General features: G+C 64.7%; 21 protein-coding genes. 12 read left to right on the plus strand and 9 right to left on the minus strand.

Features of this window, described 5'->3' with window-relative positions; genetic code table 11:
- The first annotated feature begins 41 nt into the window (after window positions 1-41).
- The gene (locus AC4D6D_RS21725) at window positions 42-3,437 is read left to right on the plus strand and encodes an acyl-[ACP]--phospholipid O-acyltransferase (protein ID WP_491327596.1); all 3,396 of its coding nucleotides are present in this window, start codon (window positions 42-44) and stop codon (window positions 3,435-3,437) included.
- 43 nt (window positions 3,438-3,480) lie between these two features.
- On the opposite strand, the gene AC4D6D_RS21730 is transcribed toward AC4D6D_RS21725, so the two are convergent.
- Window positions 3,481-4,599 carry an NADH:flavin oxidoreductase gene (locus AC4D6D_RS21730; RefSeq protein WP_491327597.1) on the minus strand — a complete coding sequence of 373 codons (1,119 nt, stop codon included), beginning with the start codon at window positions 4,597-4,599 and terminating at the stop codon, window positions 3,481-3,483.
- A gap of 102 nt (window positions 4,600-4,701) precedes the next feature.
- On the opposite strand from AC4D6D_RS21730, the gene AC4D6D_RS21735 reads away from it, so the two are divergent.
- Window positions 4,702-5,064: a winged helix-turn-helix transcriptional regulator gene (locus AC4D6D_RS21735; protein ID WP_491327598.1), complete on the plus strand. Its 363-nt coding sequence runs from the start codon at window positions 4,702-4,704 to the stop codon at window positions 5,062-5,064.
- Window positions 5,065-5,077: 13 nt separating this feature from the next.
- Here the strand turns inward: AC4D6D_RS21735 and AC4D6D_RS21740 are convergent, their stop codons facing one another.
- Both AC4D6D_RS21740 and AC4D6D_RS21745 read right to left on the minus strand, forming a co-directional pair.
- A complete protein-coding gene (locus AC4D6D_RS21740; RefSeq protein ID WP_491327599.1) occupies window positions 5,078-5,494 on the minus strand; it encodes a hypothetical protein in 417 nt (138 codons plus the stop codon).
- Window positions 5,495-5,695: 201 nt separating this feature from the next.
- Entirely contained in the window at window positions 5,696-6,163 is a 468-nt protein-coding gene (locus AC4D6D_RS21745; RefSeq protein WP_491327600.1) for an outer membrane protein, read from the minus strand.
- Between the two features lie 369 nt (window positions 6,164-6,532).
- Here AC4D6D_RS21745 and AC4D6D_RS21750 point away from each other — a divergent pair, with 369 nt between their 5' ends.
- Window positions 6,533-8,797 carry an NADP-dependent malic enzyme gene (locus tag AC4D6D_RS21750; RefSeq protein WP_147217248.1) on the plus strand — a complete coding sequence of 755 codons (2,265 nt, stop codon included), beginning with the start codon at window positions 6,533-6,535 and terminating at the stop codon, window positions 8,795-8,797.
- Between the two features lie 491 nt (window positions 8,798-9,288).
- Entirely contained in the window at window positions 9,289-9,447 is a 159-nt protein-coding gene (locus tag AC4D6D_RS21755; RefSeq protein ID WP_491327601.1) for a hypothetical protein, read from the plus strand.
- Between the two features lie 20 nt (window positions 9,448-9,467).
- Here the strand turns inward: AC4D6D_RS21755 and AC4D6D_RS21760 are convergent, their stop codons facing one another.
- Together AC4D6D_RS21760 and AC4D6D_RS21765 are read right to left on the minus strand one after the other, a co-directional pair.
- Window positions 9,468-10,700 (minus strand): adenylosuccinate synthetase, encoded by a 1,233-nt coding sequence (locus AC4D6D_RS21760; protein WP_491327602.1) that lies wholly within the window; start codon window positions 10,698-10,700, stop codon window positions 9,468-9,470.
- Between the two features lie 10 nt (window positions 10,701-10,710).
- Window positions 10,711-11,616: a hypothetical protein gene (locus AC4D6D_RS21765; protein WP_491327603.1), complete on the minus strand. Its 906-nt coding sequence runs from the start codon at window positions 11,614-11,616 to the stop codon at window positions 10,711-10,713.
- A gap of 113 nt (window positions 11,617-11,729) precedes the next feature.
- Here AC4D6D_RS21765 and AC4D6D_RS21770 point away from each other — a divergent pair, with 113 nt between their 5' ends.
- A complete protein-coding gene (locus tag AC4D6D_RS21770) occupies window positions 11,730-12,398 on the plus strand; it encodes an NUDIX hydrolase (RefSeq protein WP_491327604.1) in 669 nt (222 codons plus the stop codon).
- Here the strand turns inward: AC4D6D_RS21770 and AC4D6D_RS21775 are convergent.
- The 3 genes from AC4D6D_RS21775 to AC4D6D_RS21785 all read right to left on the minus strand — a co-directional run bounded on the left by AC4D6D_RS21775 (window position 12,395) and on the right by AC4D6D_RS21785 (window position 14,024).
- On the minus strand, window positions 12,395-13,216 hold the full coding sequence (locus tag AC4D6D_RS21775; protein ID WP_491327605.1) for an oxygenase MpaB family protein: 822 nt from the start codon (window positions 13,214-13,216) through the stop codon (window positions 12,395-12,397). The two genes, AC4D6D_RS21770 and AC4D6D_RS21775, sit on opposite strands and share 4 nt — an antisense overlap.
- A gap of 82 nt (window positions 13,217-13,298) precedes the next feature.
- A complete protein-coding gene (locus AC4D6D_RS21780) occupies window positions 13,299-13,562 on the minus strand; it encodes a hypothetical protein (RefSeq protein WP_147217239.1) in 264 nt (87 codons plus the stop codon).
- An 87-nt stretch (window positions 13,563-13,649) separates the two neighbouring features.
- Window positions 13,650-14,024 (minus strand): copper resistance protein CopC, encoded by a 375-nt coding sequence (locus tag AC4D6D_RS21785; protein WP_491327606.1) that lies wholly within the window; start codon window positions 14,022-14,024, stop codon window positions 13,650-13,652.
- 176 nt (window positions 14,025-14,200) lie between these two features.
- Between AC4D6D_RS21785 and AC4D6D_RS21790 the strand changes: the two genes are divergently transcribed.
- Genes AC4D6D_RS21790 through AC4D6D_RS21800 form a run of 3 tightly spaced genes read left to right on the plus strand, consistent with a single transcriptional unit; the run spans window position 14,201 to window position 15,495 of the window.
- On the plus strand, window positions 14,201-14,476 hold the full coding sequence (locus AC4D6D_RS21790) for a hypothetical protein (protein ID WP_491327607.1): 276 nt from the start codon (window positions 14,201-14,203) through the stop codon (window positions 14,474-14,476).
- A 2-nt stretch (window positions 14,477-14,478) separates the two neighbouring features.
- Window positions 14,479-14,919: a periplasmic heavy metal sensor gene (locus AC4D6D_RS21795; protein ID WP_491327608.1), complete on the plus strand. Its 441-nt coding sequence runs from the start codon at window positions 14,479-14,481 to the stop codon at window positions 14,917-14,919.
- Between the two features lie 6 nt (window positions 14,920-14,925).
- Complete coding sequence (locus AC4D6D_RS21800; protein WP_491327609.1) at window positions 14,926-15,495, plus strand: RNA polymerase sigma factor; 570 nt, start codon at window positions 14,926-14,928, stop codon at window positions 15,493-15,495.
- Window positions 15,496-15,504: 9 nt separating this feature from the next.
- Here the strand turns inward: AC4D6D_RS21800 and fucP are convergent, their stop codons facing one another.
- Complete coding sequence (gene fucP, locus AC4D6D_RS21805) at window positions 15,505-16,827, minus strand: L-fucose:H+ symporter permease (RefSeq protein ID WP_491327610.1); 1,323 nt, start codon at window positions 16,825-16,827, stop codon at window positions 15,505-15,507.
- Between the two features lie 166 nt (window positions 16,828-16,993).
- On the opposite strand from fucP, the gene AC4D6D_RS21810 reads away from it, so the two are divergent.
- From AC4D6D_RS21810 to AC4D6D_RS21825, 4 genes are read left to right on the plus strand one after another with little or no spacing between them, the layout of a single operon-like run.
- A complete protein-coding gene (locus AC4D6D_RS21810) occupies window positions 16,994-17,878 on the plus strand; it encodes an amidohydrolase family protein (RefSeq protein WP_491327611.1) in 885 nt (294 codons plus the stop codon).
- Window positions 17,878-18,621 carry an SDR family oxidoreductase gene (locus AC4D6D_RS21815; protein WP_491327612.1) on the plus strand — a complete coding sequence of 248 codons (744 nt, stop codon included), beginning with the start codon at window positions 17,878-17,880 and terminating at the stop codon, window positions 18,619-18,621. Before AC4D6D_RS21810 ends, AC4D6D_RS21815 begins: the two co-directional genes overlap by 1 nt.
- Window positions 18,618-19,892, plus strand: coding sequence for an L-fuconate dehydratase (locus AC4D6D_RS21820; protein ID WP_491327613.1), 1,275 nt, complete (start codon window positions 18,618-18,620; stop codon window positions 19,890-19,892). Before AC4D6D_RS21815 ends, AC4D6D_RS21820 begins: the two co-directional genes overlap by 4 nt.
- Window positions 19,892-20,668, plus strand: a complete 777-nt coding sequence (locus AC4D6D_RS21825) for an L-fucose dehydrogenase (protein ID WP_491327614.1) — start codon at window positions 19,892-19,894, stop codon at window positions 20,666-20,668. Before AC4D6D_RS21820 ends, AC4D6D_RS21825 begins: the two co-directional genes overlap by 1 nt.
- The last annotated feature ends 17 nt before the right edge of the window (window positions 20,669-20,685 follow it).

Genomic DNA, 20,685 nt, shown 5'->3' on the forward strand with positions numbered 1-20,685 from the left:
GAACTGGCCGCAGGCGATCGGTCAGATGGGGGAAGAGAAACATGTCCGCACCTGACCTTTCGCTGCTGGCCAAGCGCCGCTTCGCGCCGATGTTCGTCGTCCAGTTCCTGGGGGCGTTCAACGACAATCTGCTGAAGTTCGCGATGCTGTTCCTGGCGAACTTCAGCATCTTCGCCAGCGAACCGGACAAGGCGGAGATGCTGGCGGCGCTCGCCACCGGGCTGTTCATCGCGCCCTATTTCCTGTTCTCGGCGCTCGCCGGGCAAATGGCCGACCGGATCGACAAGGCGCGGCTGGTGCGCTGGATCAAGCTGGCGGAAGTCGCGATCATGTCGATCGGGCTGGCCGGGTTCTGGTTCCAGTCGATCCCGGCGCTGATGACCGCGCTGTTCCTGATGGGGCTGCATTCCACCCTGTTCGGGCCGGTCAAGTATTCGATCCTGCCGCAGCACCTCGGCCGTCACGAGATCATGGGCGGAACGGGGCTGATCGAGGCAGGCACGTTCCTCGCCATCCTCGGCGGCCAGCTTCTGGCGGGCGTGATCCCGGCCTGGGAGGCGGGCCTTGCGGCGATGGGCATCGCCGTGCTCGGCTATCTCGCCGCACTCGCCATTCCCTCCGCACCGCCGGTTCGCGGTGAGCATCCGATCGACTGGAACCTCTGGCGCGGGACGATGCATATCCTCAAGACCGCGCGCCACGGACGCGGGGTCTGGCTCTCGATCCTCGGCATCAGCTGGTTCTTCGCGGCGGGTGCGGTGCTCGTCTCCGAGTTCGCGCCGCTGGTCAGCGGCACGCTCGCCGCGCGGCAGGAAGTGGCGACGGTGTTCCTGGTGATCTTCTCGGTGACGATCGCGCTCGGCTCGCTGGCGGTGAACAAGCTGCTCGGCGGCGAGGTTTCCGCCCGTTACGTGCCGATCTCGGCGCTGGGTCTGGCGCTGGGCCTGATCGACCTTTGGCTTTCGACCAGTGGTTTTTCGGTGCGCACGGCAGGGGCCTCGTTCCGCGAGTTCCTGGCGACGCCGGGGACGTTCCGCATCCTCGCCGACCTGGCGGTGATCGCGTTCTCCGGCGGCATGTTCATCGTGCCGCTCTACGCGATCCTGCAAATGTACAGCCTGCCCGAGGAGCGCTCGCGGATCATCGCGGCGAACAATATCGTCAATGCGGCGGTGACGGTCGTGGTCGTGCTGGCGATCACCGGGTTGCTTTCGGCGGGCGTCGATGTGCCTGGTCTGATCGGCGCGCTGGGCTTCGCCTCGCTCATCGTGGCGCTCGTGAGTATCTGGCTCCTGCCCGAGACCCTGTTCAAGAGTGTGATCCGGGGCGTGCTGAAAGCGCTCTACCGCGTCGAGGTGAAGGGCACCCAGAACATGCCGCAGCCCGGCGAGCGAGCGGTCGTGGTGGTCAATCATCTCAGCCTGCTCGACGGCGTGCTGCTGGGCGCCTTCCTTCCCGGCAAGCCGACTTTCGCGATCAACACCCAGATTTCCCGCGCCTGGTGGGTGCAGCCGTTCCTCAAGCTGTTCGAAGCCTTCCCGGTCGATCCGACCAACCCGATGGCCGCGAAAGCCATGGTCAAGGCCGTGCGCGAAGGGCGTACCCTGGTGATCTTCCCCGAAGGGCGCATCACCATGACCGGCGCGCTGATGAAGGTCTTCGACGGCCCCGGCATGGTCGCCGACAAGGCCGACGCGCCGATCGTCCCGGTGCGCCTCGACGGGCCGCAGCGCACGCCGTTCTCCTATCTCAGGGGCAAGGTCCACCGCCGCTGGTTCCCCAAGATCACGCTGACCGTCCTGCCGCAGCGCCGGTTCTCGATCGAGGGCGAGATGAGCGCCCGCGAGCGTCGCGCCGTGGCGGGCCGCCGCCTCTACGACGAGATGAGCGGCATGATCTTCGACACCACCGACACGCAGGAGACCCTGTTCAAGGCGCTCTGCGACGCCCGCGCGCTCCACGGCGGCAAGGCCAAGGTGGTGGAGGACGTCGAGCGCGAGCCGTTGAGCTACGACCGGCTGCTGATCGGCGCGCAACTGCTGGGCGGCAAGCTGGCAGCGCGCACGGCGCAGGGGGAGAATGTCGGCGTGCTTCTGCCGAACGTGAACGGCGTCGTCGTGGCCTTCTTTGCGTTGCAGGCCTATGGCCGCGTTCCCGCCATGCTGAACTTCACGGTGGGCCTCGCCAATCTGCGCTCGGCCTGTGCGACGGCGCAGATCCGCACCGTCGTCACCGCCGAGGCTTTCGTCGAGCAGGCCAAGCTCCACGATGTCGTCGCGGCGCTGGAGGCGGACGGGATCACGGTGATCCGGCTGGAGGACGTGGCCGCGACGATTTCCGGCGGCGCCAAGCTCCGGGCGGCGCTGCGCAAGGGCGGCATCGCCCGCCGTCACCGCAAGCTGGCAATCTCGCCCGATGCCCCGGCCGTGATCCTGTTCACCAGCGGCTCGGAAGGGACGCCCAAGGGCGTTGTCCTCACCCACCGGAACCTGCTGTCGAACTGCGCGCAGCTGGCCGCCCGGATCGATTTCAACCCCAGCGACGTGGTGCTGAACGCGCTGCCGGTGTTCCACAGCTTCGGCCTGACCGGGGGCACCCTGCTACCGCTGCTCAACGGCATTCGCACGGTGCTCTACCCAAGCCCGCTGCACTACCGCATCGTGCCCGCGCTGGCCTATGACGCCAATGCCACGATAATGTTTGGCACCGACACTTTCCTCTCCGGCTATGCCCGCATGGCGCACGGCTACGACTTCTATTCGCTGCGCTATATCTTTGCGGGCGCCGAGAAAGTCCGAGACGAGACGCGCAAGGTCTATGCGGAGAAGTTCGGTCTGCGCATCCTCGAAGGCTACGGCGCGACCGAGGCTGCTCCGGTGATCGCGGTCAACACGCCGATGCACTTCAAGGCCGGGACGGTGGGCCGCCTGCTGCCGAGGATCGAGGCGAAGCTGGAAGCGGTGCCGGGCATCGCCGAGGGTGGTCGCCTCTCCATTCGCGGGCCGAACGTGATGGCGGGCTACCTTCTCGCCAGCGCGCCGGGCCTGTTGCAGCCGCCGCAAGAGGGCTGGCACGACACCGGCGATATCGTCACCATCGACGAGGCAGGGTTCGTCACCATTCGCGGGCGTGCCAAGCGCTTCGCCAAGATCGGCGGCGAGATGGTCTCGCTTCCGGCGGTGGAGGGCTATGCGGCGGCGGTCTGGCCGGGCGCGGAACATGCCGTCGTCACGCGGCCCGATCCGAAGAAGGGTGAGCAACTCGTGCTGTTTACGTCCGCCGAAGCACCTGACGTGAAGGCGCTTCAGGAATGGGCGCGTGCCAATGGCATCACTGAACTCATGGTCCCGCGAGATATTCGCCGGGTCGAGGCGTTGCCGGTGCTGGGCACGGGCAAGATCGACTACGTAACCCTTGGGGAATGGGCCAGGGCATGAAAAGGTATCGCGGAGCGCCGGGTCGGCGCTCCGCGATCATTCGTCAGACGAGTTCGCCGAGGGCGGAAGCGTTGAAGCCCTTGAGCTTGGCGGCTTCACCGTCGCGAACCTTCGAGACCCAGTCCGGATCGGCGATCAGCGCACGGCCGACCGCGATCAGGTCGAACTCGTCGCGTTCCATACGCTCGATCAGGCCGTCCAGCTTGGTGGACGTGGAACTTTCGCCGCCGAAGGCTGCGAGGAACTCGCCGGAAAGACCGACCGAGCCGACGCTGATCGTCGCCGCGCCGGTGAGCTTCTTGGCCCAGCCCGCGAAGTTGAGGCCGTTCTCGCCGTCGATCTCGGCAAATTCCGGCTCCCAGAACCGGCGCTGCGAGCAGTGGAGCACGTCCACCCCAGCATCGACCAGCGGTTGCAGCCAGTCGGCCATGAGGTCGGGCGTCTCGGCCAGACGGGCCTTGTAGTCCTGCTGCTTCCACTGGCTGAGGCGCAGGATGATCGGATAGCCCGGTCCCACCGCCTCGCGCACGGCGGAGACGACTTCGCCTGCAAAGCGCGAACGCTCGCGGATCGAAGCGCCGCCGTAGCGGTCGGCGCGTTCGTTGGTGCCGGACCAGAAGAACTGGTCGATCAGGTAGCCGTGGGCGCCGTGGAGTTCGACCGTGTCGAAGCCGAGGCGCTTGGCATCGGCAGCGGCGCGGGCGAAGGCGGCAACGGCATCGGCGATGTCTTCCTCGCTCATCGCCTGACCGCGCGGCGTGCCCGGTGCGAGCAGGCCTGAGGGGCTTTCGACCGGAACGCCGGGATCCCAGCCATCGGGGCCGACCGTCGATCCGGTGTGCCAGATCTGCGGACCCATCTTGCCGCCTGCGGCATGGACGGCCGCGATCACATCCTTCCAGCCCGCCAGCGCCTGGTCGCCGTGGAACAGCGGAATTCCCGCCATGTTGCGCGAAGCCGGGCGGTCGATCACCGTGCCTTCCGACAGGATCAGGCCGACACCGCCTTCGGCACGGCGCTGGTAATAGGCGGCCTGCGGGGAGCCGGGAATGCCTTCGGGGGCGAAGCCGCGCGTCATCGGCGCCATCACGATCCGGTTCGGCAGCTGGAGCGAGCCGATGGTGAAGGGGCGGAACAGGACTTCGGTATCAGATGCCGACATGCAGGCAGGTCTCCGTTGAAACAGGTCGCCTCTAGGTATAAACTGGAAACCTAGCGTCAATGAGGCACCTTTGATCGCCTAGGTATACTGGAGGAAACCGCGTTGCCCGAATGTCAGCATTTCACCATCGATTGCCCCAGTCGCCAACTGTTCGACCAGATCGCGGACAAGTGGTCGATGATGGTGCTGACCGTGCTGGTTCCCGGGCCGATGCGCTTCAATGCGATCAAGCGTCATCTCGAAGGTGTCACGCAGAAGGCGCTGACCCAGTGCCTGCGCAAGCTGGAGCGCAACGGGCTGCTGCATCGGCGTGTGATTCCGACTTCGCCGGTTGGCGTCGAGTATGAGATCACTGCCTTGGGTCATTCGCTCCACGCGCCGTTCAAGGCGCTTTATCGCTGGACCCTGGAAAATCTCGACGAAGTGGAAGAATCGCGGCGCGCCTTCGATTTGCGCGCCGCGTGACGATCTTTCGGAGTTACAGCTTGTAGGGATTGCCCGGAAGCAAGCGGGCGGTGAGCGGTTCGTCGAGGTCCGGCACGCTCATTTCCACGCGGTCTCCACTGATGGAGATGCTGGCGCAATCGGTATCGGGGGCTTGCGGGCATTTGCCTTCGGAGACGCAGAGCAGTCCGTCGGGGCTGATCGTCCAGCGCTGCCTCATCACCGGCTGACTTTTGCCTTGTGCCCCATGTTCCCGCATCCGGGCGACGCCGTTGGACTTGAGGAAGATGATATGCGCGCCGGAAACGGCGGAATCGTCTTCCTCCAAGGTATTACCAGCGAGCTTTTCCACCGCCGCGCGGCCGGTCAAGGCTTCCAGTTCCTCGTTCTCCGTCGCGGCAGGCAGGCTCACGGCGGCGAGGATCGCCAGTCCCAACGCAAATTCCGTCATTGTTTTCAGTCCCGATGTGATCTCGATCCCACCCGAGAACGCCATCGATATCGAAGATCGGGCCTTTGCGGAATGGGGCTGGATAAAATTCCCGGCGGGGTGAAACAAGAAAGGGCGACCCTTGCGAGCCGCCCTTTTTCGCGTCTTTCGTCCGGCGTCCCGGTGGCTGGCCGTGATGGCAGCCGGAGCGAATCGGTCAGATCAGAACTTCATGCCAAGGCCGACGAGGCCGAGGTCCGCGTCCGGGGTATTGTCGCCGACGATCAGATGCTTGTACTCGACCTTGCCGTAGAACTTGTTGCCAAGGTCCTGCTGGATACCGCCGCCCACGCCGACGGCGCTGTTGCCGTACTTGGTGAACTTCGACTGCCAGGTGGAGGCGGCATAGAGCTTGGTGGCAGGGGTGAGCTTCACACCGGCGCGGCCGCCGACGCCCCACGAGACGCGGGTGTTGCTGGCCAGCACCTTGTCGGCCGAACCTTCGACGCCCACGAAGAACTTGTCATTGAGATCATAGTCATAGCCGATGGCGCCACCGGCCACGGCATCGCTGTCGCTACCGTCCCAGATCACGCCGGTGCGGGCTTCGACGCGGGTCTCGTTCGCGAAAGCGGGCGAGGCGGCAGCGACGGCGGCAACAGCGGCGAGCGAAACAAGTGCAATACGCATATTTTAACTCCAGTAACTTATCTTCCCCGGCCCTCTTCCGGGCAGCCATCGATTGGGCGGCGGGGCATTGCACCAAAGTGAACAAGTCATTCCGATGACAGTCAGAATTGGAAGACGGAATAGCGGGTCGGGTGCTTCCCATGCCCGATTTACGGACGTTTCCCGGGTTGGACGGGCCTGCCAAAGCTCTTGCAGACGATTGAAAATGGGCTGTGGATAACATTTCATCGGCCCCGAAAATGTTGGCGGAGATGCCGGAATGACCGATGCAACCCGGCCGATTGTGTAGGGATGCTTCTGCAAGAAGAGGAAAAGATGCTGGTCACGAAGGCATAGGCAAGCGCGAATCCTTTGCCTATGGAGGGCGCCATGGACGACAATCTCCGCCGCGCCGCCCTCGATTATCACCTCCATCCGCAGCCGGGTAAGCTCCGCATCGAGCCGACCAAGCGCATGGTAAACCAGCGTGATCTCGCGCTGGCCTATTCTCCCGGGGTCGCCGCACCCTGCGAGGAAATCGCGGCAGATCCCGACAAGGCGCTGGATTATACGGCGCGCGGCAATCTCGTGGCGGTCATCTCCAACGGCACCGCCGTGCTCGGCCTCGGCGCGATCGGCGCGTTGGCCTCCAAGCCGGTGATGGAAGGCAAGGCCGTCCTCTTCAAGAAGTTCGCCGATATCGACGTGTTCGATATCGAGGTGGACACCACCGATCCCGAGAAGTTCATTGAAGCCGTTGCCCTGCTCGAACCGACGTTCGGCGGCATCAACCTGGAAGACATCAGGGCGCCCGAGTGCTTTCATATCGAGGCCGAGCTGAAGAAGCGCATGAACATTCCGGTGTTCCATGACGACCAACACGGCACCGCCATCGTCGTCGCCGCCGCCGTGCGCAACGCGCTGGTCCTTCAGGGCAAGACCCTGGCGGAAGCCCGGCTCGTAACTTCGGGGGCGGGCGCCGCGGCACTGGCCTGCGTCGATCTGCTGGTGTCGATGGGCCTTCCGATCGAGAACGTCACCCTGACCGACAAGGACGGTGTCATCCACTCCGGCCGCGAGGGCATGCTGCCCAACATGGCGCGCTATGCCCGCCAGACCGACGCGCGCTCGCTTCCGGAAGTCCTGCCCGGCGCCAACCTGTTCCTCGGTCTCTCCGCGCCCGGCGTGCTCAAGCAGGAATGGCTGCCGCTGATGGCGCCCAATCCGCTGATCTTCGCGCTTGCCAATCCCGAACCGGAAATCCGCCCCGAACTCGCCCGCGACGTTCGCCCCGATGCGATTATCGCCACCGGCCGCTCGGACTATCCGAACCAGGTCAACAACGTCCTGTGCTTCCCCTATATCTTCCGCGGCGCGCTCGACGTGGGCGCCACGGCGATCAACGAGGCAATGAAGGCGGCGGCGGCGGAAGCCATCGCGGCGCTCGCGCGGCTGCCTGCGCATGACAGCGTGGCCCAGGCCTATGGCGGGCGCAAGCTCGTGTTCGGGCCGGAATACATCATCCCGACCCCGTTCGATCCCCGTCTGATCGGTGAGATCGCCACTGCCGTCGCCCGCGCGGCGATGGAAAGCGGCGTCGCGCGCAAGACGATCGACCTCGACGAATACAAGCGCAAGCTGACCCGCCAGAACACCCGTTCCGGCCAACTCATGCTTCCCGTTTTCGAAGCCGCGCGCGGTTCCGGACGCAAGATCGTCTACGGCGAAGGCGAGGATGAGCGCGTGCTGCGTGCGATCCAGGACGTGCTCGACGAAGGAATCGCGCGTCCGACGATCATCGCGCGCCGCCGCATCCTGGAGCCGAAGCTCCCGGATCTTGGCCTCAGCTTCGAACTCGGCCGCGATGTCGAGGTGATCGACCCGGAAACCGATCACGAGGTCATGACCGACCTCGTCGAGGCCTATCGCGCGATAGCCTCGCGCAAGGGCGTGCCGGCGGATGAGATCCTGCGCCACGTCTATCGCCGCCCGACGGTGACGGCAGCCCTGATGCTGCGCACCGGCCGCGCCGAGGCGGCGCTGGTCGGCGGACGATCGGAATACTGGGGCCAGATCGAGCATGTCCTGCGCGTGATCGACCGGGCGCCGGACAGCAGCCGCGTCTATGCGCTTTCGGGCCTGATCCTCGATGCCGGTGCGCTGTTCATCACCGATACGCACATGGTGCCTGATCCGACGCCCGAGCAGATCGCCGAAATGGCGCGCCTTGGAGCGGAGCAGATCAAGCAGTTCGGACTGCGTCCGCGTGCAGCGTTGCTTTCGCATTCCAACTTCGGCGCCTCGCACAGCCCGAGCGCGCGCAAGATGCGGGCGGCGCTGGAGATCGTGAAGGCGGCGGCGCCGGACTTGCAGGTGGATGGTGAAATGCACGCGGACGTTGCGCTCAGCCAGGCCCTGCGCGACCGTCTGGTGCCGGACGCCCGCTTCGAGGGACCGGCGAACCTGCTGGTCATGCCAAATCTGGATGCGGCAAACATCACGCTGACGGCGCTTTCTGCTTCGTCCAGTTCGCCGACGGTCGGGCCGATCCTCATGGGTCTTTCGCAACCGATCCACGTCCTGACGCCCGGTGTTACCGCGCGCGGCATTCTCAACCTTACCGCCATCGCAGCGGCGGAGTTGGACAAGGCCTGAGTTGGAGAAGGCTGAGGTTGGAAAGGGGCGGCGCTTTGCCGCCCCTTCTCATTTGCAAATAGTTGCACGCAATGAGTTCCATGTTGATGGTTTTGCAACAAAATCCGACGTCGCATTGCAAACGCGCGATCCATCGCTCGAAAATGTACGCTTGAACACGGCTGGATGTGTGACGTCCTGAGTTTGAGATTGCTGCAACTGTCCATATCGCATGTGCGAATGCCTGATGTGCCCCTCCTGCAATTGCATACCGGCGCATGGAAGCGGCCTCTGCACTTGCGCTAAAATCCATTTAAACTGAGGCTTAGATAGCTTTTTGGGGCAAATCCTCGGGTGTTTTCGCGAGGTCCTGGCATATCGAATACCCAAAAAACACACGGATGCATTTCGTGCAACTTGATGCGAGGTGCTTGCATTTGCGCGCAAGCCTCGGAAGGAACACATAGGCGGCATGTTGCAATGCAGCAAAGTGCTGCTTTCCGAGGTGTCCCATGTTCTCGCTGATGTCGCTCTATTTCGCCTATCGCCGCAATGTCGTCGTGGCCGAGCGCTACATGCCTGCTCTCGACGAAAAGGCGGCTCCTGTCGAAGCCATCGTTGAAGTAGCGTCGGAAGCTCCGGTTGCTCAGGAGCTGCAACTCGCAGCCTGACCCTTTCGCCTTCGATCGAGCTATAGCGCCGCGAATGTCTCGCACGGGGCATTCGCCGCATCGGCGAAGGCGGCTTCGACGTCCAACCCGGCTGCACGGGTGAGGGCGTCGAGAAAACGCTCCCGTGTTCCCTGTACGGGCTTACCCTCGTTCAGCCAGACCGGCGCATCGCCAAGGGCCTGATCGAGGCATGTTACGGCCAGCGTCGGCGCTATCGCGATGCGACCGCTGACGCGCATGATGTCCGCTGCGATATCGGCGGCCAGAACGGCCGGATCGATAAGCCCGAAACGCAGGGTTTCCTGCCAGGGATTGGGCCGATTGGTCGGATCTTCGACCCGGAAATAGGCGGCGATATTCCGCTCGTCCGGCATTGGTCCCCGCCCGTGCCGCGTCAGATAGCATCGCGTCACATAGATCGGCGCGATCGTGTCGATCCCCGCTTCTTCGGCCACCGCCACCATGTTGGCGAGGCCGGTGTTGGAGCGGGTGAGATAGGGAAATTCCGGGTAGTTGCGGTCCAGTCGCAGGCCCTGTGCCCCCTCGAATACGACCTGCTCGTCCTGCCCCAGCGTGCCATCCTCCCGCAATTCCACGAGAGCCAGGAAGCGGCGGCAGTCTTCCAGATAGTGTTCGAGAACCCTCGCCGCTCCGGCGTGGCTGAGCGCTCCGGGTGCCTGTGCGTCAAGTCCGGCCTGTGCGAGACGGGTTGGAAGCCACTCCTCGCGGATAGCAGCGAGCTTCCCGGCAAGCCCCGGGGCGGCCAGATCCGCCAATGTCAGTACCCTCCCGAAATCTTCCGCTCGCGCGACAGTCTCGCCGAAACCCAGCCCGCAGGAACCGTGACGCCCGTCGCCGCGCGCCGTTTCGATGGCCTGATTGACCATCATGTCCCAGGGTGTCGTCACCAGCCCCCTCGGATCGGCGGTCAGCCGGGTGCAGCCGCCCAGCGCCGCCACGCGGTCGACTTCGGCGGCCAGCTTCATCGGGTGGGAGACCATGAAGCGCGAAAGATGCGTCGCCGCGCCGACCAGCGCGCCCGAGCCTATATGATGGAAGACGTGGCGCAGGCCGTCTGCCCGTTCGACGGTATGGCCGGCCTGCGCGCCGCCGTTGCTGCGCACGACAGTGACGCGCTCTGCGGAGGGAGGTACGCGCGCGGCGCCGGGGCGGGCGGCCAGCCATTCGACCGTCCGCCCCTTGCCCTCGTCGCCATAGGCGGCGCCGATCACCGCTCTTGCGATCTTGCCCATGGCTCGGCCCTCAGCGACCGTTGCCGAGGAAACCGCGCCAGGGCAGTCGTGCCGTCGCCTGTGCGAGCACGTCGGCGCAGGCGCTGCTCCAGCCTTTCGCCACATCGTCCGGATCGCGGCCGCTGGCGAGTTCGATGGTGGACACGATCGTCTCGGCCAGCTTCGTCGGGTCGTTCAGGTGGATCACCCGCTGGGGCAGGATGCGCTCCCACGATGCCCTGACTTCCTTCAGGCGCCCGGCGGCATAGCTGCCGTCGACGATGATGTGGAAGACCTCGTAGTACTGGCCAGCCAGCTTTACCGCCTCGCGGCCCGAGATGCCGCGTCGGGCATTTACGCCGAGCACGCGGGCGAACTGTTCCTGCGTCACGCCGTCATGCACCGGCTCGTCGCCGACCGTGAAGAGGAAGCCGCGCTTGCGGCGCTTCTCGTAGGCGTCGTGCACGGTCTTCAGCCCGGCGAAGGCATGGGCGAGGCAGTAGCTCTCGCCGCCGTTGCCGCCGCCGCCACCTTCCAGCCAGAGGCTGCGCAACTGCTCGACGATGCGCAGGTCTGCTTCGAACTGCGTGGCCTGGAGCGGGGCGGCATCGGTGAAGCCGTCGCCGAGCGCCATGGCCATGACATGAGGATCGCTCACCGGCTTGCGGTTCAGCAACTGGGTGAACGTGGCATTGAGACCGTCCACCACGAGTTCCTCGGCCAGGAAGCCCATCGAACCGGTGACGTCCACGCCGACGATGATCGGCGTCGACAGCGGGTTCTCCGCCGAATCCCGCGATTCCCGGACGCTGATGCGCGCCGGATCGTAGCGATCGTCCATGCGGCGTGCGCCGAAGAGTTCGTCCCGGCTACGGCCGTGGACCGAACCGGCCGCATAGCGTTCCCAGTCTGCGTTGTTCCAGTTGCCGTGTCCCATGATCTGCTCCTTTCGCGAATCGTTGACGAGCCTTTGATGCGCCTCACGTCGCATTCTTTCAAGATGCAAAATGCAGTTTGCATGTTTTAGCGATTGTGGCATGACCTCTGGGTATGACGGAAAACTACCCGCAGCCCATTCTCACGGTCGATATCGTGCCGCTCACCATTCGCGACGGGCGGCTCTGCGTCCTCCTGGCCGAGCGGCCCAATGAGCCTTTCTCCGGGCGGCTCGCTCTGCTGGGCGGCTACGTCCATGTCGACAAGGATCGGGCGCTGGGCGATACCGCCCGCCGGGTCCTGCGCGACAAGGCGGGTCTCGACCGGCTCTATGTCGAGCAACTATCGACCTTTTCCGGGCCGCATCGCGATCCGCGAGGCTGGTCGGCGAGCGTGGCCTATTTTTCGCTGACGCCGCTGGAAGCCGTCGAACCGGCGCTCGAGCGCAGCGACATCGTGCTGGTGGAGGCCGACAGGCCGCAGGGGCTGCCGTTCGATCATGACGCGATTCTGGCGGCGGCGGTCGGTCGTCTGCGGGCGAAAGGGGCCTATTCGGACCTTCCGGCGCGGTTCCTCGGGGCCAGTTTCACGCTCGCGGAACTGCACCGGACCTATCAGATCGTGCTCGGCGAGAAGATAAACATCGACGCTTTTCGCCGCAAGGTGATGGAGCGCGGGTTCCTCGAACCGACCGGAGAGAAGCGCCGCGACGAAGGTGCGACCCGGCCTTCGGAGCTCTATCGGCTGACAGCACAAGCCGCCGTGTTTCCGCGCCGGTTCTAGCGCGCGCCCGCGAAAGCCCAGCGGACGGCTCCGGCCATGGCTCGGGTGCCGACGATGGCGGGCAGGCCGCCGATACCGGGGCGGTGAAGCCCGAGCATCGTTCGCGCGAAAGGTGGCAGCAGATCGACGGCGGCTATGCCCAGCGTCCGGGTGATCCTGCCGGGCCTCCGTCCGTCCCCGCCTTCGAGCAGGAATGCAGCCACTTCGCGCGCGGCCGGGCCGCCATGCAGTTCGCCGCGCATCTCGCCGAGCAGCGTCGCCGCTTCCGCCCGGCTGCGGGGCACCGGCGCGGCACCGAGCATTCCCGCCACCACCGCGCTCTGTGCGAAGTAGCGGTCCTGCGCGCTTCCCGGCATCGCAGGATCGGCATAGGCGAGGTAGGCTTCCAAGAAGCTCGTCGCCTCGGCGAGGTGAACCCATGCCAGGACTCGCGGATCGGTCGCGGAATAGGCCGTGCCGTCAGGCAGGGCGCCGTGGACCCGGCTATGGATCGTGTTGACTCTGGCGATGGCGCGCGCGGCCTCGTCGCGGTGGCCGTAAGTGGTCGTGGCGATGAAGCGGGCGGTGCGGCGCAGACGGCCCTCGACGTCCTCGCGAAAATCGGAATGGTCGAGCACACCCTGTAGCGCGGCAGGATGCAGCATCTGGAGCAAGAGCGCGCGCATGCCCCCGACCATCATCGCGACGACATCGGCATGGACCATGCGGATCGGGCTGTCCGGCTCGAACAGGGCCTGTTCGGAAGGTACGACCGGCGTTTCGCCCTTGTTGCGGTCGTTGAAGACCGCTCGAACCTGCCGAACGAGCAGGCTTCGCATCGCTTGGGCTGGACCGGGAAAGGTGAGCGCGGCCATCATGCCACCGTGCCCCATTTCGGCCCGCGAGAACAGGCCTTCCGCGTCAGTGGCGTAGCGGACGGTCCAGACTGCAATCGACCGAGCGGGCATAGCGGCCGTCGCACAAGTCGCGGAAGGCGGCCGAGACGGCGCGGCACTCTTCCTCGGGGAAGTGTAGTCCTGTCGAGCAGTCTGCCAGCGTGGACATCATTTCGTCCGTGTGCATTTCGAAGAACACCTGAGGACGGGGGTCCTTGGCCGCCTGTGCGAAAAGCCAGACGAGACCGACCACACCGAGCATCGAGGAAGGGCTGACGTAACGGATCATGATCACTCCTTGGATGGAATGATTATAGAGGCCGTGGCGCCCTCCCGGTCGCGGGTCTTCTCGTCTGTTTTCCGGCGGTCCCGACGGTTAGCGCACCGTAAAGGAATAGCTGCCTTCCGCGCGGTCCCGATCCGCACCGGCTGCATGCCAGTCGAGCCGATAGGTTCCGGTGGGCAGGGGGCGGGGCAGGGCGACCGTCAGCTTGCGACCTTCGGCCGTGGGAGTGATGCCCTTGATCGGCATCGGTTCGTGATGGGTCATGCCCGGCATGGCGGTCATGACGAGATCGAACCCGGATACCGCTGCGGCAAGGTCTTCGGAGAACGTCAGCGTGATCGAGGTGGGCTTCGTGACTGCCGTTTCGGCGGAAGGCGTGGTAGCGAGCAGCGCGGGACGGGCAAAAGCGATCGACGGGCATGACGCTGCAAGAACGATAGCGGCGGCTAAGGCGGAAATACGCATACTGGCTCCTGTCATCTGCGCCCGGAAACGATCCGGCTTGCCGGGGCTTTTCGAAATCCATACGCAGGACCGCAGGTTTATCCCTCGCTTCGTCCGAAAATTTTTTAGCGCGCTTTGAGGGATCGGCGCCTTTGCGTGCGTATTGGCGGATGAAGGTTGGAAGGGAAACCGGGCGGATGAACGATCTCGACGAAATGCTTTCGCTGCTGCGGGACGAGCCCTTGCCGGGCGCGTTGGGGGCGATGGACAGTGCGGTCATGGCCGGGCTGGCTGCCGGACGGGAACGTCTGGTCGGGCGGCGCGGCATCGTGCTGGCCTGCGGCGTTGCTGCAGTTGTCGGGCTTTGGGGCGGATTTTTGCTTCCCGACGCGCAAACCGGAACAAGGCATGTGCAAGTCGATCCATTGCTCGGCGTGCCTGCTGCGGCGCCTTCCCATCTTCTGGCGTCCTGACAATGCGACAGGCCTCGCGCTATCTTGTCGTGGCGCTCGTTTCACTGCTGGCAGCCCTTGCAACGCTGTGGATCAGCCAGAAGCTTCATGCCGGTCGGCCCGAGGAAAGCCGCATTCACGTCCTGCTCCATCGCGAACTGGATCTCGATGGCGAACAGCGCCGCCGGATCGATGCCCTGGAGCAGGGCTTCGAGGCGCAGCGTAGCCGGTTGGAAGGCGAGCTGCTTGCCGCGAATGCGGACCTTGCCCGCGCGATCGAGCATGAGCACGGCTATGGTCCGGAAGTCGAGAAAGCGGTGGATCGCTCGCATGTGGCCATGGGCGAATTGCAGAAGGCGACGCTTCGGCACGTCTTCGCCATGCGTGCGGTGCTCCGTCCCGATCAGGCGGCGCGCTTCGACAAGGGCGTGGCCGAAGCACTGACGACCGCGCCGTTGGACTGATCCGGCGTGGCCGAGCCGGAATTCCATGCTGGAGCGGACGAGCGCGCTGCGGTCGCGGCCGCGCTGGCGGGGCGTCAGGCCGGTTTCACCGCGCTCATGGACGGACACCGCGAGGCTGTGTTTCGCATGGTGCGCGGGCATCTCGGAAACGAGGCCGACGCGCTGGACGTGACGCAGGAGAGCTTCGTCGCGGCTTTCCTGGCCTTGCGTCGCTACGACCCCGCCCGGTCGTTCCGGGCCTGGATCCTGCGCATTGCGCTCAACAAGTGCCATGACTGGGCACGACGCCGGAAAGTGCGCCGTTTCCTCGCCTTTGCCCTGCCGATCGAGGAAGCCGCGGGTATTGCCGACGAGGGACCCGATCCCGAGCAGATCCTGGCCTCCCGTCAGAGGGCCGAGCACATCCATGCCGCGCTCGCCGCATTGCCGGATCGGCTGAAGGAACCGCTGCTGCTTTGCGCGCTGGAGGGCGTGTCACAGGACGAGGCAGCCACCATCCTCGGTATCAGTCGCAAGGCAGTCGAGACCCGGATCTATCGGGCGCGCCGGAAATTGTCGCATCTGTCGGAGCAATAGACAGGCTCTTTAGCCTTGCAATGACGGCGCCATGCGGAAGGTGGCAAGCCGGGCGAATCGCGCTACCGCCATGAAGCAGAACAGCGGTAGCGCCATGGCGACCTGAATATCGGTTCTCTCGCTGAGGAGGCCCATCATGGGCGGAAACAGCGCGCCGCCGATGACCGCCATGACGAGCAAGGAGGAACCCATCGTTGTTTCTGCTCCGAGATCGCGGATGCCAAGGGCGAAGATCGTCGGAAACATGATCGACATGAAGAAGCTGGTAAGGGCCAGGCTGGCAATGGCGGCCAGGCCGCTGAGAGACATGGCGATAGCAACCATGCACACGTTTGCGATAGCGAACGAGAACAACAGTCGCGCAGGCGGCACGCGGTGCATCAGCGCGGCGCCGACGAAGCGACCTGCCATGAACAGGAAGAGGCTGGCGGAAAGCAGGAAGGCGGCGCTGCGTTCCGGAATATGCGGCGCCAGTTGCTTGGTGAAATCGACAAAGAAACTCCAGATGCCGACTTGCGCGCCGACGTAGAAGAACTGCGCCGCCACCGCGCCGCGCAGCAGGCGGTTGGAGAACAGGGAGCGCAACGAACCTGTGGACGCGCCTTCGTTGTCGCCCGCCAGCCGCGGCAAGGGCACCCGTGCCAGCCCCATGGCGAGGATCAGTACGAAACCCGCAAGACACAAGTACGGTATCTTGACCATCTGCGCTTCGGCGCCGCGCCAGACGTCGAGCTGGGCCTGGGTCATGGCCGAGAGGTCGGCTGCGCTGTGCTCGACGCCCGAGAAGATGAACAGTCCCCCCAGGATCGGTGCGACGACGGAGCCGAGCCCGTTGAAGGCCTGCGCAAGCGTGAGGCGCTGCGATGCGCGCGACGGATCTCCGAAGCGGGCGACGTAGGGGTTGGCCGAGGTTTCCAGGAACGCCGCCCCCGAGGCCAGGACGAACAGGGCAAGCAGGAAGGCCCAGTAGCGGTGCATGTCCGCCGCCGGAAAGAACAGGAGGGCGCCCAGGGCGTAGAGGCCGAGCCCGGTCAGAAGGCCCGCCCGGTAGCCGAAACGCCGCAGCAGCAGGCCGGCGGGAAGCGCCCAGACGAAATAGGCGAGGTAGAAGACGAACTGGATGAAGCCGGCTTCGCCCCGTGTCAGCGCCAGGGCCTTCTGGAACTGGCGGATGAGAATGTCGTTCAGATTGTTGGCCAGGGCCCAGGCGAAGAACACGCTCGTCACCAGCACGAAGCCCGGCCAGAACCCGGCAAAGACGAAACGCTCAGCCTTGCACGGTTCGCCGGCAGGTTGGGACGTCGGTAAATCGGCCTTCAGGCTCGTTTCCATTCTCATCCTCTCCATCCCTGTCTGCGGGACTTAGCGTCGCCATCTTTTCGCATGCAACCGGAAGGGGGAAGATTGGTGCTTGCGCTATGTTCGATCGGCGGTTAGATTTTCACATATAGAAGATACTGTCAAATACGGCAGTGCGGGAGAGGGGCGTCCATCGGTGATGTCGGGCCATGTCGACGCACACCAGCACTTCTGGTTCTACGAACCGGAAAGTTACGCCTGGATCGAGCCGGATTCCGGTATCGATCGGGATTTTACCCCGAGCCAGCTTGCGGCCGAACTGGCAACTTGCGGCATCGCGAAAAGCATTGCGGTTGCAGCGCGACAGAACGATGTCGAGACGCGCTGGCTGCTCGATCTTGCGGCGGCGAACGATTTCATCGGCGGCGTGGTCGGCTGGATCGACCTGACTGCCCCCGATCTGAAGGCGCGGCTGGCTGCCCTGGCGGGAAATTCCAAGCTCGTCGGCTTCCGGCATCATGTCCAGGACGAGCCAGACCCGGATTTCCTGTGGCGAGAGGATTTCCAGAGCGGTGTGCGACAGGTTCTGGAAGCCGGATATGCTTACGACCTCCTGATCCATGCGCAACAACTGGGCCGGGTTCCCCGGTTCCTCGACGCGGTAGGACCGGGGCGGATCGTTCTCGATCACGGTGCCAAGCCTGCCATCGCGGCGGGAGAGTGGGAGCCTTGGGCCACCTGGATCGCGCGGATCGCCGGAAATTACCCGGTCTCCTGCAAGATTTCCGGTCTGATCACGCAGGCCGATCGTCGCAACTGGAGCGAGGCGCAGATCCTGCCCTACATGGAGCACCTGATGCACTGCTTCGGTCCGGAGCGGCTGCTCTATGGTTCCGACTGGCCCGTCTGCCTTGCCGCCGCCACCTATCGCGAAGTCCACGCCTTGATCCTTCGCTTCCTGGAGCCGCTCACGGACGGGGAGCGGGAAGCGATCATGGGCGGAAACGCCCGCCGCATTTACGCGCCGCTCGTTGCGCTTCCCGATGGCCAAGCGCCCCACACTTCATTATTGCGAGGTAACTGATGAGACTTGCCGGTAAAAAGGCGGTGGTCACCGCTGCGGCAGCAGGCATTGGCCGAGCGATTGCCGAAAGGTTCGCCGCCGAAGGTGCGCTGGTTCATGCCGTCGATCTGGATCGGCAGGGACTTGCGAAACTCGAGGGTGTGGAGACCCACGCCCTCGATCTGACCGATATGGCTGCGCTTCGGGCATTGTCGCGCGCCACGGGCGATTGCGACGTACTGGTGAACTGTGCGGGGATCGTTCATTCCGGCACTTTGCTCGATTGCAGTGACGAGCAATGGACACAGGCCTTCGACCTCAACGTTACTGCTGCCTTTCGTATGATCCGCCAGTACCTTCCCGCGATGGCGGAGAAACGGAGCGGTTCCATCGTCAATATTTCCTCGGTGGCGTCCTCCATCATCGGTGTACGCAACCGTTTCGCCTATGGCGCAAGCAAGGCGGCGGTCATCGGTCTTACCAAGTCCGTCGCCGCCGATTTCGTGGAGGTGGGCATCCGCTGCAACGCGATCTGTCCCGGAACCGTGGAAAGTCCGTCACTGCTTGCCCGGATCAAGGCGCAGGCCGAAGCTTCCGGCGCCGGCTTCGAGGAAACGCGTGGTGTTTTCGCTGCGCGACAGCCGATCGGAAGGTTGGGGCAGCCCGATGAGGTCGCCGCTCTGGCGCTCTATCTCGCTTCGGACGAAAGCGCGTTCACGACCGGCACCACGGCCGTGATCGACGGCGGGTGGACCGTCGAATGAGCCGAATTACCGCGCTTCGCACCGCCGACATACGCTTTCCGACCAGCCTGGCGCTCGACGGCTCCGATGCGATGAACCCCGATCCCGACTATTCGGCGGCCTATGTGATCCTGGAAACCGACGATCCGGAGATCGAGGGACACGGGCTGACTTTCACGATCGGGAGGGGCAACGAGATCTGCGTTGCCGCGATCGAGGCCCTGCAGCCGCTCGTCGTCGGACTCGACCTCGATTGGGTCAGGGAAAATCCAGGCCGATTCTGGCGCCACGTTACCGGCGACAGCCAGCTTCGCTGGATCGGGCCGGACAAGGGCGCAATACATATGGCGGCAGGGGCCGTGGTCAACGCGGTCTGGGACTGGTGGGCCAAAGTCGAGGGCAAGCCGCTCTGGCGCCTCGTCGGCGAGATGAGCCCCGAACAGATCGTGCGCGCCATCGACTTTCGTTACATGACCGATTGCATCACGCCGGAAGAAGCGCTCGATTTTCTGACCCGGCGTGCCGAGGGCAAGGCGCAGCGTATCGAAACCCTGCTGGAAGACGGTTTTCCCTGCTATACCACGTCGGCCGGCTGGTTGGGCTATCCCGACGACAAGCTGCGCCGCCTGGCGCAGGCGGCCGTCGATGCCGGATTCCGGCAGATCAAGCTCAAGGTCGGACGCGATCTGGAGGATGATATTCGCCGGGTCCGCATCGCCCGCGAGGTGATCGGGCCGGATCGCCGCCTGCTCATCGACGCGAACCAGATCTGGGAGCGGGACCAGGCGATCGAATGGATCAAGGCTCTCGCCTTCGCCGAGCCCTGGTTCATCGAGGAGCCGACCAGCCCCGATGATGTCGAGGCGCACCGCGCCATTCGCGAGGCGATCAGGCCCGTCCGCGTCGCCACCGGCGAAATGTGCCAGAACCGCATGCTGTTCAAGCAGTTCATGATGCGCAAGGCGATCGATGTGGTACAGATCGACAGCTGCCGGATCGGCGGGGTCAACGAGATCCTCGGCGTGCTGCTGATGGCGGCTAAGTATGACCTGCCGGTCTGGCCGCATGCCGGCGGTGTCGGCCTCTGCGAATATGTGCAACACCTTTCGATGATCGACTACTTGTGCTTTGCCGGTACGATGGAGGACCGCGTGATCGAATATGTCGACCATCTCCACGAGCACTTCGTGGACCCCTGCGTGATAAGGAATGCAGCCTATATGCCGCCCGTCCTTCCCGGTTTCTCCATCGAGATGAAGGCGGCCTCGATCGCCCGCTATCGGGTCGACTGATGGATCTCGAACTGACCGACAAGGTCGTCGTTGTCAGCGGCGGCGGTTCGGGGATCGGTGGGGCGGTCTCCCTGGCGCTGGCGCGCGAAGGTGCCATTCCTGCGATTCTCGGTCGCAGTCCGCTGGACGTCGCTTTCGCGACGGAACTGCGCGCACTCCAGCCCGCAGCGATCTTCATCCGGGTCGACGTGACCGACGATGCGGCCTGCCGCGCGGCAATCGCCAAGATCGCCGCGCTGGGGCACGGTATCCATGGCCTCGTGAACAATGCCGGGGCGAACGACGGCGTGGGGCTTGAGGCGGGCACGCAGGCGTTCATGGCTTCGGTGCAATCCAACCTTGCCCACTACTATGGTCTCGCCCATCACTGCCTTGCATACTTGCGCGCAAGCCGGGGCGCGATCGTCAACGTCTCGTCCAAGACGGCGGTGACCGGGCAGGGCAACACCAGCGGTTACGTTGCTGCCAAGGCGGCACAACTGGGCCTCACGCGCGAGTGGGCGGCGGCGCTGTCGAAGGACGGTATTCGCGTCAACGCGGTGGTTCCGGCCGAAGTGATGACGCCGCTCTACGAACGGTGGATCGAGAGCTTCGAGGACCCGCAGGCGAAGCTGGCCGAGATCGCACGGCGCGTGCCGCTGGGCGGCCGCATGACGACCGCCGCCGAAGTGGCCGACAGCGTGGTCTTCCTGCTTTCGCCCCGTGCCGGCCACACGACGGGGCAATGGATATTCCCGGACGGCGGCTATACCCATCTGGACCGGGTTCTGACGTGATCATCTTTCGAAGGAGT

This window comes from Novosphingobium sp. BF6 (genome assembly GCF_058273105.1).

Excerpts from the sequence above, each read along its gene's own strand:
- AC4D6D_RS21725 (WP_491327596.1), top strand. The coding sequence starts at position 42 with ATGTCCGCACCTGACCTTTCGCTGCTGGCCAAGCGCCGCTTCGCGCCG.
- AC4D6D_RS21730 (WP_491327597.1), bottom strand. The coding sequence starts at position 4,599 with ATGTCGGCATCTGATACCGAAGTCCTGTTCCGCCCCTTCACCATCGGC.
- AC4D6D_RS21740 (WP_491327599.1), bottom strand. The coding sequence starts at position 5,494 with ATGACGGAATTTGCGTTGGGACTGGCGATCCTCGCCGCCGTGAGCCTG.
- AC4D6D_RS21745 (WP_491327600.1), bottom strand. The coding sequence starts at position 6,163 with ATGCGTATTGCACTTGTTTCGCTCGCCGCTGTTGCCGCCGTCGCTGCC.
- AC4D6D_RS21750 (WP_147217248.1), top strand. The coding sequence starts at position 6,533 with ATGGACGACAATCTCCGCCGCGCCGCCCTCGATTATCACCTCCATCCG.
- AC4D6D_RS21755 (WP_491327601.1), top strand. The coding sequence starts at position 9,289 with ATGTTCTCGCTGATGTCGCTCTATTTCGCCTATCGCCGCAATGTCGTC.
- AC4D6D_RS21760 (WP_491327602.1), bottom strand. The coding sequence starts at position 10,700 with ATGGGCAAGATCGCAAGAGCGGTGATCGGCGCCGCCTATGGCGACGAG.
- AC4D6D_RS21765 (WP_491327603.1), bottom strand. The coding sequence starts at position 11,616 with ATGGGACACGGCAACTGGAACAACGCAGACTGGGAACGCTATGCGGCC.
- AC4D6D_RS21770 (WP_491327604.1), top strand. The coding sequence starts at position 11,730 with ATGACGGAAAACTACCCGCAGCCCATTCTCACGGTCGATATCGTGCCG.
- AC4D6D_RS21775 (WP_491327605.1), bottom strand. The coding sequence starts at position 13,216 with ATGCGAAGCCTGCTCGTTCGGCAGGTTCGAGCGGTCTTCAACGACCGC.
- AC4D6D_RS21780 (WP_147217239.1), bottom strand. The coding sequence starts at position 13,562 with ATGATCCGTTACGTCAGCCCTTCCTCGATGCTCGGTGTGGTCGGTCTC.
- AC4D6D_RS21785 (WP_491327606.1), bottom strand. The coding sequence starts at position 14,024 with ATGCGTATTTCCGCCTTAGCCGCCGCTATCGTTCTTGCAGCGTCATGC.
- AC4D6D_RS21790 (WP_491327607.1), top strand. The coding sequence starts at position 14,201 with ATGAACGATCTCGACGAAATGCTTTCGCTGCTGCGGGACGAGCCCTTG.
- AC4D6D_RS21795 (WP_491327608.1), top strand. The coding sequence starts at position 14,479 with ATGCGACAGGCCTCGCGCTATCTTGTCGTGGCGCTCGTTTCACTGCTG.
- fucP (WP_491327610.1), bottom strand. The coding sequence starts at position 16,827 with ATGGAAACGAGCCTGAAGGCCGATTTACCGACGTCCCAACCTGCCGGC.
- AC4D6D_RS21810 (WP_491327611.1), top strand. The coding sequence starts at position 16,994 with ATGTCGGGCCATGTCGACGCACACCAGCACTTCTGGTTCTACGAACCG.
- AC4D6D_RS21815 (WP_491327612.1), top strand. The coding sequence starts at position 17,878 with ATGAGACTTGCCGGTAAAAAGGCGGTGGTCACCGCTGCGGCAGCAGGC.
- AC4D6D_RS21820 (WP_491327613.1), top strand. The coding sequence starts at position 18,618 with ATGAGCCGAATTACCGCGCTTCGCACCGCCGACATACGCTTTCCGACC.
- AC4D6D_RS21825 (WP_491327614.1), top strand. The coding sequence starts at position 19,892 with ATGGATCTCGAACTGACCGACAAGGTCGTCGTTGTCAGCGGCGGCGGT.